Origin of the sequence: Shewanella sp. W3-18-1 (genome assembly GCF_000015185.1) — a bacterium.
GTDB classification, from domain to species: Bacteria; Pseudomonadota; Gammaproteobacteria; order Enterobacterales; family Shewanellaceae; genus Shewanella; species Shewanella putrefaciens.
Genome location: NC_008750.1, coordinates 2,737,622 through 2,751,620 on the forward strand (window position 1 = coordinate 2,737,622; position 13,999 = coordinate 2,751,620).

General features: G+C 42.8%; 11 protein-coding genes and 6 tRNA genes. 4 read left to right on the forward strand and 13 right to left on the reverse strand.

The genetic code is table 11. The annotated features are described in order from the left end of the window. Positions 1 to 30 precede the first annotated feature (30 nt). The 4 genes from pdxH to SPUTW3181_RS12375 all read right to left on the reverse strand — a co-directional run bounded on the left by pdxH (position 31) and on the right by SPUTW3181_RS12375 (position 4,495). The gene (gene pdxH, locus SPUTW3181_RS12360) at positions 31 to 669 is read right to left on the reverse strand and encodes a pyridoxamine 5'-phosphate oxidase (RefSeq protein ID WP_011789666.1); all 639 of its coding nucleotides are present in this window, start codon (positions 667 to 669) and stop codon (positions 31 to 33) included. 188 nt (positions 670 to 857) lie between these two features. Further along, the gene (locus SPUTW3181_RS12365) at positions 858 to 1,799 is read right to left on the reverse strand and encodes an adenosylmethionine decarboxylase (RefSeq protein WP_041408402.1); all 942 of its coding nucleotides are present in this window, start codon (positions 1,797 to 1,799) and stop codon (positions 858 to 860) included. Positions 1,800 to 1,958: 159 nt separating this feature from the next. Then, positions 1,959 to 3,872, reverse strand: a complete 1,914-nt coding sequence (gene speA, locus SPUTW3181_RS12370; protein ID WP_011789668.1) for a biosynthetic arginine decarboxylase — start codon at positions 3,870 to 3,872, stop codon at positions 1,959 to 1,961. A gap of 470 nt (positions 3,873 to 4,342) precedes the next feature. Further along, complete coding sequence (locus tag SPUTW3181_RS12375) at positions 4,343 to 4,495, reverse strand: hypothetical protein (RefSeq protein WP_014610370.1); 153 nt, start codon at positions 4,493 to 4,495, stop codon at positions 4,343 to 4,345. 547 nt (positions 4,496 to 5,042) lie between these two features. Between SPUTW3181_RS12375 and SPUTW3181_RS12380 the strand changes: the two genes are divergently transcribed. The 4 genes from SPUTW3181_RS12380 (at position 5,043) to SPUTW3181_RS12395 (ending at position 8,502) form a co-directional block, all read left to right on the forward strand. Beyond that, positions 5,043 to 5,885 (forward strand): S1 RNA-binding domain-containing protein, encoded by an 843-nt coding sequence (locus SPUTW3181_RS12380; protein ID WP_011789669.1) that lies wholly within the window; start codon positions 5,043 to 5,045, stop codon positions 5,883 to 5,885. A 125-nt stretch (positions 5,886 to 6,010) separates the two neighbouring features. Then, positions 6,011 to 6,676 carry a YceH family protein gene (locus SPUTW3181_RS12385; protein ID WP_011789670.1) on the forward strand — a complete coding sequence of 222 codons (666 nt, stop codon included), beginning with the start codon at positions 6,011 to 6,013 and terminating at the stop codon, positions 6,674 to 6,676. Positions 6,677 to 6,748: 72 nt separating this feature from the next. Further along, a complete protein-coding gene (locus SPUTW3181_RS12390; RefSeq protein ID WP_011789671.1) occupies positions 6,749 to 7,579 on the forward strand; it encodes an ABC transporter permease subunit in 831 nt (276 codons plus the stop codon). After that, a complete protein-coding gene (locus SPUTW3181_RS12395; RefSeq protein WP_011789672.1) occupies positions 7,576 to 8,502 on the forward strand; it encodes an ABC transporter ATP-binding protein in 927 nt (308 codons plus the stop codon). Before SPUTW3181_RS12390 ends, SPUTW3181_RS12395 begins: the two co-directional genes overlap by 4 nt. Positions 8,503 to 9,052: 550 nt before the next feature. Here the strand turns inward: SPUTW3181_RS12395 and SPUTW3181_RS12400 are convergent. The 9 genes from SPUTW3181_RS12400 to SPUTW3181_RS12440 all read right to left on the reverse strand — a co-directional run bounded on the left by SPUTW3181_RS12400 (position 9,053) and on the right by SPUTW3181_RS12440 (position 13,893). Then, a tRNA-Leu gene (locus SPUTW3181_RS12400) sits at positions 9,053 to 9,139 on the reverse strand. Positions 9,140 to 9,254: 115 nt separating this feature from the next. After that, a tRNA-Leu gene (locus tag SPUTW3181_RS12405) sits at positions 9,255 to 9,341 on the reverse strand. Positions 9,342 to 9,391: 50 nt separating this feature from the next. Beyond that, positions 9,392 to 9,465, reverse strand: a tRNA-Cys gene (locus SPUTW3181_RS12410). 53 nt (positions 9,466 to 9,518) lie between these two features. Then, a tRNA-Gly gene (locus SPUTW3181_RS12415) sits at positions 9,519 to 9,594 on the reverse strand. 211 nt (positions 9,595 to 9,805) lie between these two features. Beyond that, positions 9,806 to 10,354 carry a CDP-diacylglycerol--glycerol-3-phosphate 3-phosphatidyltransferase gene (pgsA, locus tag SPUTW3181_RS12420; protein ID WP_011789673.1) on the reverse strand — a complete coding sequence of 183 codons (549 nt, stop codon included), beginning with the start codon at positions 10,352 to 10,354 and terminating at the stop codon, positions 9,806 to 9,808. A gap of 47 nt (positions 10,355 to 10,401) precedes the next feature. Continuing rightward, on the reverse strand, positions 10,402 to 12,231 hold the full coding sequence (gene uvrC, locus SPUTW3181_RS12425; RefSeq protein ID WP_011789674.1) for an excinuclease ABC subunit UvrC: 1,830 nt from the start codon (positions 12,229 to 12,231) through the stop codon (positions 10,402 to 10,404). 66 nt (positions 12,232 to 12,297) lie between these two features. Continuing rightward, entirely contained in the window at positions 12,298 to 12,942 is a 645-nt protein-coding gene (gene uvrY, locus SPUTW3181_RS12430; protein WP_014610364.1) for a UvrY/SirA/GacA family response regulator transcription factor, read from the reverse strand. A gap of 425 nt (positions 12,943 to 13,367) precedes the next feature. Further along, positions 13,368 to 13,458 (reverse strand) — tRNA-Ser (locus SPUTW3181_RS12435). Positions 13,459 to 13,802: 344 nt separating this feature from the next. Further along, positions 13,803 to 13,893 (reverse strand) — tRNA-Ser (locus SPUTW3181_RS12440). Positions 13,894 to 13,999 lie beyond the last annotated feature (106 nt).

Here is a 13,999-nt window from a genome sequence, read left to right on the forward strand (position 1 = left end):
CAAATATCTGAAACAAGATTTCACACCCGATTATGGGGCTAAACGATCGATAATCCACTGAGTATTATCGCGAGTATAAATAAAACGATCATGCAATCTGTGCTCTCCTCCCTGCCAAAATTCGATACTCTTGGGTCTGACAAGATATCCCCCCCAAAAACTAGGCAAGGGCACATCCCCCTTAGCGAACTTAGCCTTCATTTCGAAAAATTTGCCCTCAAGCACTTGTCTAGCACTGAGTTTACTCGATTGCTGCGATACCCATGCGGCAATTTGGCTGTCTTTAGGCCGAGTCATAAAGTATTTAAGTACTTCAGTAGTAGAAAGGGCCTGAGCTTCGCCAAGCACCGAGACTTGGCGCTCCAAAGGATGCCAAGGGAAATGTAAACTGACTTTATTATTGGCTGCGATCTGCTGTGCCTTACGGCTGCCTAAGTTAGTGAAAAACACAAAACCTGTGTCATCAAAACGCTTAAGTAACACAATCCTTTGAAAAGGTTGACCTTGTTCATCCACAGTTGCCACACACATTGCAGTGGGATCGCTAAGCTCAGCATCCCTCGCCTGTGTCATCCACAGTGCAAACAAGTCCATCGGGTTTTGCGGTAAGTCGGCACGTCTTAAGCCGCCTTTAGCATACTCGCGGCGGATATCACTGAGATCTGTCATGGGGAATTCCTTAAGCAAACGGGCAGTCTAATCATGGCAATCACTTTTATTACAGCAAAAAGCTATCGCATCAATGGGATGAGTTTACCACGCAAAATAAAAAATCTTAGCCTTTCTCAATGGCAACAAAAGATAAAAATATCAACAAAAAATCCATGGTATTCTCCAAAAAGACAAATACCAATAATTTACATGACTTCAGGGATCAGTACTTCAATCTGACACTGCTGATAGTGGTTAAAACGAATGTTATAACCTTGCTCGGTCGTTAATGAACAACTCCCTAAGCATAAATGTGCAGGAAATACTTGTGTCTCGATAGGATGGTTAAACCCAATCACATCCCAACTCACAGGGGAAAACACGCTTAACAAATGCTCGAGCACAGCGTAGGGATATAGTGACAAATCAAGATTAGTTTCAAAACTCACATAGGAGCAGCCATACGCTTGTCCAGCCTGGGGCGTAATATGCAACGTAATGTAATACTTCCCCCAAAGTCCATTCATTGAAAAGCCATATGGCTCAAATAAATGAGCATCAAAGGTGAATTCAGGAAATAATCTATCCAATTCAAGCCACGCACAAATCTCGGATTTGGTTTGTACCTCACCGTTAAGATAGTCGGCAAACTCGCCCCGAATATGGTACATGAGCAACTCTAAGGTATTATCGTCCGATTGGGCATGATAGCGCCCTTCTGAGCAGAAAAAATAATGGTGATGTGAGTCTAAATGTCCGATACGAAACGCCTTGCCAGAGATGAGTCGACGCAATTGAACAATATCATCGGCAAAGGTGCTGTTTTGCAAGTGGGAATGGTATTCATTTTTGCGCTGGTAGCTGACTAATGCGATATTATTGACCATTAACTTGTCAATAAAATAGCAAGCAGCATTGACTAACATGCTGTTACCACAGGTTAAAATTAAAATTCTATCATCCCAAACAAACAGGCTAGATTCACTGAGTAAATAAGCATCACAGTGTTCACTTTTCAGCGTAGAAAGGATATCCGCATTGGCGCATCGCACTAAGGATGACCAAAAAGATAAATCCAATTGGCGTAAATTAGCCGCAACTGGGGTCACGATAATCTCGAGCTTTTTTTCTGAACCTTCGAAAAACATCAACTCTTTGACCTCATGATCGTCACTCATCCTTTACTTAATCCTAGAACAACGGGATTTTACACGACTCAGACTGCAATAAAAGCGAAAATCTTTCCCTTATAAAAACAAAAATCAGCCTAAGTCACCCTAGGCTGATTTAATTTAACACATTAAAAATTAAGAAAAATCTTCTAAATAAGTGTAACCTTTAAGGCCAACTTGCAGTTCTTCTAAAATTTGTGCGCGTTCATCTTCTTCAATATGTAAATTCACTAACTCTTCGTAAGTGCGCATAAAGGCCACTGCATCTAAGTTAACGTAACGCAATACGTCAGCAACCGTATCACCCGCTAGCACAGATTCAATATTCGTGACACCATTCTCTTCAATCCGAACTACCGCGGAGTTGGTATCACCAAAAAGATTGTGCATATCACCCAAAATTTCTTGATAAGCTCCCACAAGGAAGAAACCAATCAAATATGGACTTTCAGCGCTCCATGCTGGTACTGGTAGCGTGGTTTCAATCCCTTGACCATCGACATATTGATCAACAATACCGTCAGAGTCACAGGTAATATCCAGCATCACAGCGCGGCGCTCTGGCGCTTTATCTAATCCCGAAAGCGGCAATACAGGGAACACTTGATCAATACCCCAAGCATCTGGTAATGACTGGAATAGCGAGAAGTTTACGAAGAACTTATCAGCCAACTTTTCATTGAGTTCGTCAATAATCGGTCTGTGATAACGGTTTTTAGTGCTCAACAACCCTTGAACTTCATGACAAACACGTAGATTGGCCTGCTCAGCCCACGCACGTTCAGCCAAACTTAACTGACCTAAAGCAAACAGTGACTGCGCTTCTTGTAAGTCACTTTGGCTATCATGATAAATCTCAATCAAAGCGCGTTGATCAGCACGGCCGCTGATCTCAGACCATGAATGCCACATGTTGTGCAATAACTGGGGGGACTCTTCCGCTGGCGGTTGAATATTTTCAGGTTGGTAAGCCTCTGTACCGATCACATCCGTGATCAATACGGCGTGATGTGCCGTTAAATAACGTCCAGACTCTGAAATAATACGTGGCATAGGCTGCGCATATTCATTACAGATATCAGTCAATACATTAACGATATTGTTGGCGTATTCGGTGAGGCCATAATTCATTGAATTATTACTTTGGCTGCGAGTACCATCGTAATCTACCGCTAAACCACCACCCACGTCGAAGCAATTAACGCTTGCTCCCAACTCACGTAATTCACAGTAGAAACGACCCGCTTCGCTTACACCTTGGCGAATATCACGAATATTGGCAATTTGCGAACCTAAATGGAAATGCAGCAATTGCAACGAATCCAGCATATCGTTTTGTTTCAACTGGTCAACCACGGTTAAAATTTGCGCTGCAGATAAACCAAATTTCGACTTTTCACCGCCACTCGCCTGCCACTTGCCTTTGCCTTGGAACGCTAAACGCGCACGTAGACCTAAACGCGGTGTCACGCCCAGACGTTTAGATTCAGCTAATACCATCTTAAGCTCAGACAGTTTCTCTAAAACGATATAGACCTTGTGGCCTAACTTTTCACCAATCAGTGCTAAGCGAATATATTCGTTATCTTTATAACCATTACAAACAATCACTGAACTGGCTTTTTGTGCCATCGCGAGCACAGCCATCAATTCAGGCTTACTGCCCGCTTCTAAACCCAGTTGCGGAACTTCTTTTGATGCCTGACTCGCTAGGATCTCTTCCACCACAGTTTGTTGTTGGTTAACTTTAATCGGGTAAACCAACAAATAGTCCGCCTGATACTCATACTTCTGTATCGCTTGGTCGAATGCTTGGCACAAACTGTTCACTCTGTGGTGCAGGATCTGCGGAAAACGAACTAGTACAGGTAAAGCGACCCCCGCTTTAACCATGTCTTTGGCTAGCTCATTTAAGCCAATCTTGTATTCAGGATTTTTAGGATCCGGCGACACTGTCACCTCACCTTGATCGCTAATCCCATAAAAACCTTGGCTCCAGTGAGTAACATTGTACCCAGCACGAGCATCATCAATAGACCAATCATTCATTTTTATTTAGCCCGTCTATTAAAAAATGGGTTAAACGGCCGCTGCATTTTGCAAGACCGCCCGTTCGACAAACCCAGGCAAAGGGATACCTTACCTGACATACACTAAAGGTGACTTCACCTTTTACTGATGCAGCAAAGTCACGTAAATTTAAGTGACATTGCTGCTATTTTCACTAAAGCCGCAATAACATGCCGCTCTAATATTATTCTGCTCAGGGACATCTCTGATGCAAACGCATCTAACCAACCCGACAGCCTTCCCCTAGTGTGACCATTTTGCGCCTTTTGGGAGAAAATGCCCAATAAGTCAAAACAAGCGAGCAGATCACGCCTTCAAAAGCTTTGGCCTACACGGCCGAAGTCGCTCTACAAAGAGTGTTTACAACGCAAATATAAATAACATTAAGGATCAATTTTACATATTAAGCGGTAAAGCATTGAGCAATGACCACCTAAAAAGAGGCAAGATTATGATAACAGGGGACTGTTGGCTTCTTCGCGGCCAGAATTGATGCGAATTAACGTGAGATGTTTAAGGCCAGTATCATCATAAGGTACGACAATGGCGCGCTGGCATTGTGACGCTTTTAGGCAAAGCGAAAAAAATGGATGCTTGTGCATTAGCTAAAAAACCCTCTTAACCCCATGTAACAACTATATATTATTTGTTACACGGTTAATGACCAGTGAACCATAAAACCTTTACTACTCACGTAATATTTGTCATGTATGTAACGAGCTAACTCGCTAAACGGCGCAATTAAACCGCGCAATGTCACAGAATGCAAGCAAGAATCTCATTAATTATTTTGCGTTAAAATATAACATACACCTCGGTAACAAATATTATTATCATCAATATTTTTTATACTTTAAAATAAGCAACTTAAGATATGAAAACCAATTAATGCTGTTCAATATTTTTTAATAGGCTCACTAAGAAAATCAACACCATTGGCACACTCTGCGATTCAATATAAGTTGAGTGCTTTGAGGTACAAAAAACGAAAGTCCAAAATGGAGAATGTACAAATCCCATTACACCTTTGTTTTAGCCCATACTGGCCGTTCTTTCCCCATCACCCTTCCGTTGGCAATAAAACTGCAGTTTCAATACTAAAACAGTTATAATCGTCGCCGAACAATATCCATATGCACAGAGAAATCCATGGTACAGATAGGTAAAACCTGCAAACTTGAGGTTGTAAAACAAGTCAGCTTTGGCGTGTATTTAAACGCCCACGAATTAGGGCAAGTACTGCTGCCAAACAAAGTCACCCCGAAAGACTGCCAAGTCGGTGATCTGCTTGACGTGTTTCTGTATCTCGATTCTGAAGATATCGTGATTGCCACCACGCGCCGTCCATTGGCACAGGTGGGGGAATTTGCTTATTTAAAAGCCGTTGCAACGGGTCCCTATGGTGCCTTTTTAGACTGGGGCTTAGATAAAGACCTATTACTGCCCTTCGGTGAGCAACATAAGCCTATCGAAGAAGGTCGTTCTTATTTGGTTTATGTGCATGCAAATCGTGCCGATGAACGGATTGTTGCCTCCTCTAAAATTGATAAGTTTCTTGATAAAACTGAGCCAGACTACACCGCTGGACAACAGGTCGATTTATATATCGGTGGCACCACAGATTTAGGCTACAAAGCCATTATTAATCATGCTCATTGGGGTGTGATTTACGAAAACGAAGTGTTCCAAAAACTGCGTTTTGGTCAGCGAGTCAAAGGCTATATTAAACAAGTGCGCCGCGACGGCAAAATCGATCTGGTACTGCAACAGGGCAATAAACAAGAACTCGATAAACATGCCCATATCATTTTGATTAAACTCAAACAAGCGGGAGGTTTTTTAGCCTTAACCGATAAAACCGATGCAGAAATCATTTATGATCAACTCGGTATGAGCAAAAAAGCCTTTAAAAAAGCCATTGGAGGCCTATTCAAAAATGGCCAACTGAGTATCGATAATGACGGGCTGCGTTTAACTGAAACGGCAGAATAATCAACATGATTGTTTACTAAGTTGTACAGTTTACCGCCACTAAGACAGCGTTTTACTGACAAGAACTAGGATATTAAGCATGGCTCTGTTATAAACAAAGCCATGCTTTTTTCTTTGGAGCTTATATGGAACTCACGTTACACGAAGCCAGAGTCATCGGATGCCTGCTGGAAAAAGAAATCACCACTCCCGAGCAATATCCACTCTCGCTAAACGCATTGACCTTAGCCTGTAATCAAAAAACCAGCCGTGAACCCGTGTTGGACTTAAGCGAAGCTCAAGTGCAAGATGCCCTTGACTCCCTAACTAAAAAGCGTCTCATCAGCGAGCAATCGGGATTTGGCAGTCGCGTAGTCAAATATAAGCATCGATTCTGCAATACCGAATTTAGCGAATTACAATTGTCACCCGCCGCGGTTGCCATCGTCTGTTTATTGTTGCTACGTGGTCCACAAACACCGGGGGAATTACGCACCAGAAGCAATAGACTCCACGAATTTAAAGATGTGATCGAAGTTGAAGATTGCATTAAGCAACTAATCAGCCGCACTAAACCAATCTTAAAGCAACTACCAAGGGAACCTGGGCGACGTGAAAGTCGCTATGTGGAATTGTTTTCTGAGACGTCAGCTAATGTGGTAACAACCAGTGATCACACAGATAAACTCCATACTGCTCCTGTCGCAGCATTAGTCGAACATGGAGCATTGGTTGCAAGAGTCACTGAGCTAGAACAGCAAGTCGCCACACTTACACAAAAATTCGATGAGCTCATTGCATCGTTAACCTAGGCTAACAGCATAAGCCTCACTATATGGTACCAGCATGGGTCATACCAACCCATGCAATGATAGAGACTGTTAATGACAAATCATCCGCCAAGCACATTTAAAAATATGCTGATTATCGCTACCTTTGAATTGCGTAAATTTCTCTTTAATACCCGAGGGATCATCGCAATAATTGCCTTCGCACTCGTCTGGGGTGTTCTATTGCTCTACCCCATTCAAGGCGCTTCAGCGATGTTACTGCAGCCCAATATCAAAGACTTAGTTGATAGTCTTTTTGGCGTAAATACCCTTAATGTCTTGTTCGAATGGCCAGTGGCTGAAATGGCGGTATTTTGGTGTTTTGCTCTCTATTTATTTCCTATGTTTAGCATTCTTATCGCTGCGGATCAGTTTTCGTCGGATAAAACCCGTGGCACCTTACGATTTTTAAGTATACGTACCAGCCGTGATAGTCTGCTCTTGGGACGTTTCCTCGGTCAAATCCTGATCCAAGGCTTACTTATCCTGCTGACCATCATTGCGACTATCGCACTTGCGCTCAGCCGAGATAGTCATTTGATATTAGAAGCCTTAAGCTCTGGAGCCTTAGTGGGGCTCAATCTCATTATCGTGATTTTACCTTTCACCGCCGTGATGACCTTATTGTCTTTATATGCCAGAACAGCCCGTCAAGCTATGGTGTTGGCAACCATTTTATGGACTCTGGTATCACTGACCATTCTATTATTAAGTAATCAGTCCAGTGTTTTTGCCGAGCTCCAATGGTTGCTACCTGGCGCACAACTCTCAGATATGCTCAATACTAATGGTTTCAATAGTCTGGCTTTTACACCCATTCCATTATTACAAACTATGGCAGCCCTATTGCTTTGCCGCATTTACATGCAACGGAGTTCGCTATGAGTCTGATCCAATGCCAAGGCTTATCTAAATCCTACGGAAGCAAACAAGCCTTAAATGATGTCAGCTTTAACCTTGAAGCGGGCGCCCCCATTGCCCTTGTTGGCCCTAATGGTGCAGGTAAAACCACGCTATTTAGTTTACTATGCGGCTATTTATCCCCAAGCGCTGGCACAATAACCTTGCTGGGTGAAGCCCCCAATAGTCCCAAACTCTTAGGTAAAATAGCAGCATTACCTCAGGATGCTGCACTCGATCCCAACCTCACTATTGCAAGTCAATTGGCTTTTTTCGCCCGTTTACAGGGGATGAATGCTCATGTTGCAGCGAAAGAAGCATTACGAGTACTGACCTTAGTAGATTTGGCTGAAGTGGCTCAGCAAAAGCCTCCTAGCCTAAGCCATGGCATGAGTAAACGTGTCGCCATTGCCCAAGCCTTGATTGGCTCACCGCAACTAGTGCTACTGGATGAACCGACGGCAGGACTCGATCCCGCTAATGCTAAAAAAGTGCGAGAACTGGTAAAAGCACTGTCAACTACGACAACCTTTATGATCAGTTCCCATAATCTTGATGAATTAGAAAAACTTTGCGATCAAGTGTTGTATCTCGACAAAGGTGAATTAAGTCAATCTGTCTCAATGCGCGCCTCCACCGATAGTGACTATCTCACATTAACGATGCAAAGCTGTGACAGTGAAAAATTACTACAGGAAATAGCGAAACTCAGTGGTGTGATCAATATCAGTTCTAAGCAAACTAATGTGTTTATTATTCAGCTAGACAATAAAGATAAGTATAAAGAGGAAAATTTCCCGACTCATTATGATGTTGAAATCGCATTACTTTCACTTTTAGACTCCCATCAATGGCAATATAAAATGCTTCTAAGAGGTCGAACCCTAGAAGAAACGCTGTTCTCCTAAATTCACATAAATGCTGATTTAGCACTTGTCGATATAGCGTCAGATGCTAAAAATGCTAATTGCAAAAAAGCCTCAGCTATTGTTGAGGTTTGATGCTATTCACGCAGAATAATGGTACCCGAGGCCAGACTGCGCTTGTATTGAAAATGGCACGCCTAGCGTGTCAGTCAAATCTAGCCAATGAAAAATTCATTAATCGCCAGAATGCAAAAAAGCCCCGACTAATGTCGAGGCTTATTTACTATTCACGCAGAATAATGGTACCCGAGGCCAGACTGCGCTTGTATTGAAAGTGGCACGCCTAGCGTGTCAGTCAAATCTAGCCAATGAAAAATTCATTAATCGCCAGAATGCAAAAAAGCCCCGACTAATGTCGAGGCTTATTTACTATTCACTAAGAATAATGGTACCCGAGGCCAGACTGCGCTTGTATTGAAAGTGGCACGCCTAGCGTGTCAGTCAAATCTGGCCAATGAAAAATTCATTAATCGCCAGAATGCAAAAAAGCCCCGACTAATGTCGAGGCTTTTTTACTATTCACTAAGAATAATGGTACCCGAGGCCAGACTTGAACTGGCACGCTGTTACCAGCGAGGGATTTTAAATCCCTTGTGTCTACCGATTCCACCACTCGGGCAAACTCTGTATATCGCAAGCTTTGCTTTTGATATTGTTAACTCTTTGCTTCGCTCTTTCACAAGGTAACGAAGTTTAACGCTTCAGCTCAATTTGAGCTGTCACCATTATAATAATGGTACCCGAGGCCAGACTTGAACTGGCACGCTGTTACCAGCGAGGGATTTTAAATCCCTTGTGTCTACCGATTCCACCACTCGGGCAAACTCTTCATATTAACAACGGGAATCGTGTCATTAATATTGTATATACATGGAGGCGCGACCCGGAGTCGAACCGAGATCGACGGATTTGCAATCCGCAGCATAGCCATTCTGCCATCGCGCCATTATTCTAGCTAAAGACCAACTCAGCTTAAGCAAAATTAGACTTTTAGAATTTGGAGCGACATATCGGGTTCGAACCGATGACCTATACCTTGGCAAGGTATCGCTCTACCAACTGAGCTAATGTCGCTTTTGCTTTTAACCCACTAAAATAAGCATTTTATGCTTTAATTTTTGAGTTAAAACTGCCTTTAATTCTTTTTGTAGGGTTAAGACTTTGTTTTCACGCCATCCTTTGTCTACGGGGAGGCATTCTACCTTTTTGACACTCAGTGTCAACCGCTGTTTTAACGATAACTTACTGCTTGCACACTAAATAATCTGTTTGATTTTTTATTGCACTACTCGGCAGTGAGATCTTTCCAAGCGGCTAAAATGTAACTCATCATTGACCAGAAAGTTAATACAGCCGCAATATACAGCAACACAAATGCAGCATTGGTCATCAATGGATTGTATTGCCAAATCAATCCTATTATCGCCACCATCTGAGCGGCAGTTTTATATTTGCCAATCCAAGACACAGCAACTGTGCCACGTTTACCAATTTCAGCCATCCATTCTCTTAAGGCTGAAATCACAATTTCACGGCCAATCATAAAGAGTGCAGGTAAAGTGAGCCAAACATTAGCATATTGATCCACTAATAAAACAAGTGCGGTAATCACCATAAGCTTGTCAGCAACAGGATCGAGAAAAGCACCAAAGCGAGTCAATTGCTTTAATTTACGTGCCGCATAACCATCTAATGCATCCGTTAACGCCGCCAACCAGAAGATGAAGGCTGCGACGAAAGGCGTCCAGCTATAGGGTAAGTAAAACAACACGACAAAGATAGGCAGTAAAAAAAGCCTGAAAAGGGTTAATGCTATAGGTAAGTTAAACGGCATGATCAAACCAGTTAGTCAAAAGCAGCGCCAATCTTGCCTTAATTTTATCACCCTCGCAATGCATCATGAATGGTTTGTGCCATTTCTATACTGATCCCAGGCACTTTAACTAATTCGGCTACACTCGCCCCCTTCACCTCCTGTAACCCACCAAGATGCTGTAAGAGTGCTTTACGACGTTTAGGACCAATACCAGGAATAGATTCCAACGTCGAGGTATTGCGCGTTTTCTGACGACGATTGCGATGTCCTGTAATCGCAAATCGATGGGATTCATCACGAATATGCTGAATCAGATGTAATGCAGGTGAATCACCTTCAAGGGAAAAACTCGTTTCTGTATCCCCTAAAATTAATGTTTCTAGCCCCGGCTTACGCCCCTCCCCTTTAGCCACTCCAATCAATTGCGGCGCTTTATCGAGATGGACAAATTTTTCATCTACAATTTTCTGAGCAATGCGTAATTGCCCTAAGCCACCATCGATAAACAGAATATCAGGGATTTTACCGCCTGCTTCAATCTTATCAAAACGGCGAGTGATGGCTTGTTTCATCGCAGCATAATCATCACCAGGCGTAATACCTTCGATATTATAGCGACGATATTCTCCTTTATGTGGCCCTTCACGGTTAAATACCACACAGGAGGCAACGGTACTTTCTCCCATAGTATGACTGATATCAAAACATTCCATACGGTATATAGGTGTACTCAATTCTAAAATTTCTTCTAATAATACAAAACGCTGCTCGACCGTGTTCTTATGGGATAAACGCGTGATGACAGCATTGGTGGCATTGGTCACAGCCAAGCGTAAAAAACTCGCCCTATCGGCACGCACATTGGTCTTTATCGAAAACTTTTTATTCAGTGCAATGGATACCGCGGCCTCCAGCTCGTGCAACTCTTCAAAGTTGTGGCTGATAACCACTTCCTTTGGAATAGTGCGCTGTATATCGGCATTTAAGTAAAACTGCAGAATAAAGGATCGCAGCACTTCATCCATATCCGTCTGGGCCGGCACAGAAGGATAATAACTGCGACTACCAAAGATTTTACCCTCGCGGATAAATAACAAATGGAAACAGGCGATACCCGACGCATAGTGCACACCAATCACATCCATATCGCCTTTATTGTTCGATACTTCCTGCTGCTCAGCGACCTTACGCAGCGCCATAATTTGATCACGAAAGCGTGCCGCCTGTTCATATTCCTGCTGCTGCGCCGCCTGCTCCATCTTAGCCACTAACGTGCTGATCACTTGCTGATCTTTGCCTTTTAAAAATAAGCTAGCAAGTTTCACTTGTTCGTCGTAGTCGGCATTGCTGACTTTTCCCACGCAAGGCGCACTACAGCGGGAAAGCTGATACTGCAAACAGGGCCGTGAACGGGATTTGTAATAAAGGTCGTCACATTGACGAATAGGAAAGAGTTTCTGCATTAAATGCAGGCTTTCACGTACCGCGCCGCCATTGGGGTAAGGGCCAAAATAATGGCCTTTTTCACGCTGTGGGCCACGATGATAGGCAAGCCTTGGGTGTTCGTGTTGGCTTAATAAAATGTAAGGGTAAGATTTATCATCACGCAACAACACATTGTATTTAGGCATGTATTGCTTGATGTAATCATTTTCAAGCAACAAGGCATCGGTTTCACTGTGGGTCAGTGTCACATCAATATGGTGAATATGCGAGACTAAGGCTTGAGTCTTAACATTGTCTAAATTTTTACGAAAATACGACGAAAGCCGTTTTTTAAGATCCTTGGCTTTTCCCACATAGATGACGTCACCCTTGACGTCATACATGCGATAAACCCCGGCAGAAGATGAAACCGTGCGTAAAAAACTTTGGGCGTTAAAAACACTCGACATTATTCACACCCATAACTTTCAATAGGCAGACAAGATATCAACATCAAAAACGAACATACCTTTGAATTAAAAATGACCCGCATCCAGCATTTTGTAACGAATGGCTAAACGTGTCAGTTCGACATCACCACTGATCCCAAGCTTAGCGAATAGACGGTAGCGATAGCTGTTAACCGTTTTAGGACTGAGGTTGAGCTGCTCAGAAATATCATTCACCTTCTCACCATTAGTGATCATTAACATGATCTGCAATTCACGCTCAGACAAGGCCTTAAATGGATTTTCATCAGCGGGGTTAAATTGACTCAGCGCCATTTGCTGGGCAATTTCGGGGGATAAATAACGCTGCCCACGGGAAACCTGACGTATCGCTTGTAATACTTCAGGTGGTGTAGCCCCTTTTGTGAGATACCCCGAAGCTCCCGCCTGCATCACTTTACTTGGGAACGGATCTTCCGTGTGAACAGTTAACACAATAATTTTTGCATGGGGTTGATAACGTAAAATTTTACGAGTGGCTTCCAGGCCCCCCATCCCAGGCATATTCATATCCATTAAGATGACATCAGCTTCATTTTGGCGAGACCATTGTACCGCGGTTTCACCATCAGGGGCTTCACCTATCACTTTAATCCCACGTTCATCCTCCAAGATGCGGCGGATCCCAGTTCTTACAAGCTCATGATCGTCAACTAAATATATCGATATCAACTTAATCCACCTTTTCGATTTTACTGCCCTATCCATCCACTAAAGAAAACCATAAAGTAAACGAATAACGAGTTTATATGGCTAATTTAGCCCAACAACCCCGTTTCGCAAAGCACAAAATGAATATTGTTAACTAGATGATATTTAAAGAAACGTCACAGAATGATATACCAATAAAATACCTTTAAAAACGAAGCAATAATACCCAGCGTACACGTCAAGCTATAGTTTCAATGAATAAATGGTCCATCTTATCAAGCGACTAAATTCTAGGCTCAGAGTTTCAACAAACAAAAAAGACCATCATTGCTAATGGCCTTTTTGTAGAATATGGTGGAGGAGCAGCGCTTCGAATCAGGAACCAAGGGTTCAAGCTGTATAAATGCAAAACGCCGCTAATTGCTTAGCGGCGTTTTGTCTTAATATGGCGGAGGAGCAGGGATTTGAACCCTGGGTGGGCTATAAACCCACGCCGGTTTTCAAGACCGGTGCATTAAACCACTCTGCCACCCCTCCGAACGAGCGAGATAATAGCGATCTCTTATGTCGCTGTAAACTTAAATTTATTGCTAAATGAGTTGATTGACGATTTCATGTCCAACCCACTAAAAATGAACCAAATAATCGGCATACTTAAAACAACCATACGCCTCTTTTTGTCAGTTACATTTTGTTGTGAAGAAGCTGCATCCCAAATCAGGAAACCAAGAGTTCAAGCCGTACAAATGCAAAACGCCGCGAATTGCTTAGCGGCGTTTTGACTTAATATGGCGGAGGAACTGCGTTTCAAATAAGGAACCTGGGTTCAAATGATATAAACAAAAAAGGCTATCATTGCTGATAGCCTTTTCCGTGAAATATGGCGGAGGAGCAGGGATTTGAACCCTGGGTGGGCTATAAACCCACGCCGGTTTTCAAGACCGGTGCATTAAACCACTCTGCCACCCCTCCGAACGCCGCAAATAATATAAGTATCCCAACACATTGTAAACCTCAATTTTTTATTATTGTGTCAAATGCTCATCTTATGTTCAGCTAGATCGTTTTTCCAACGAAT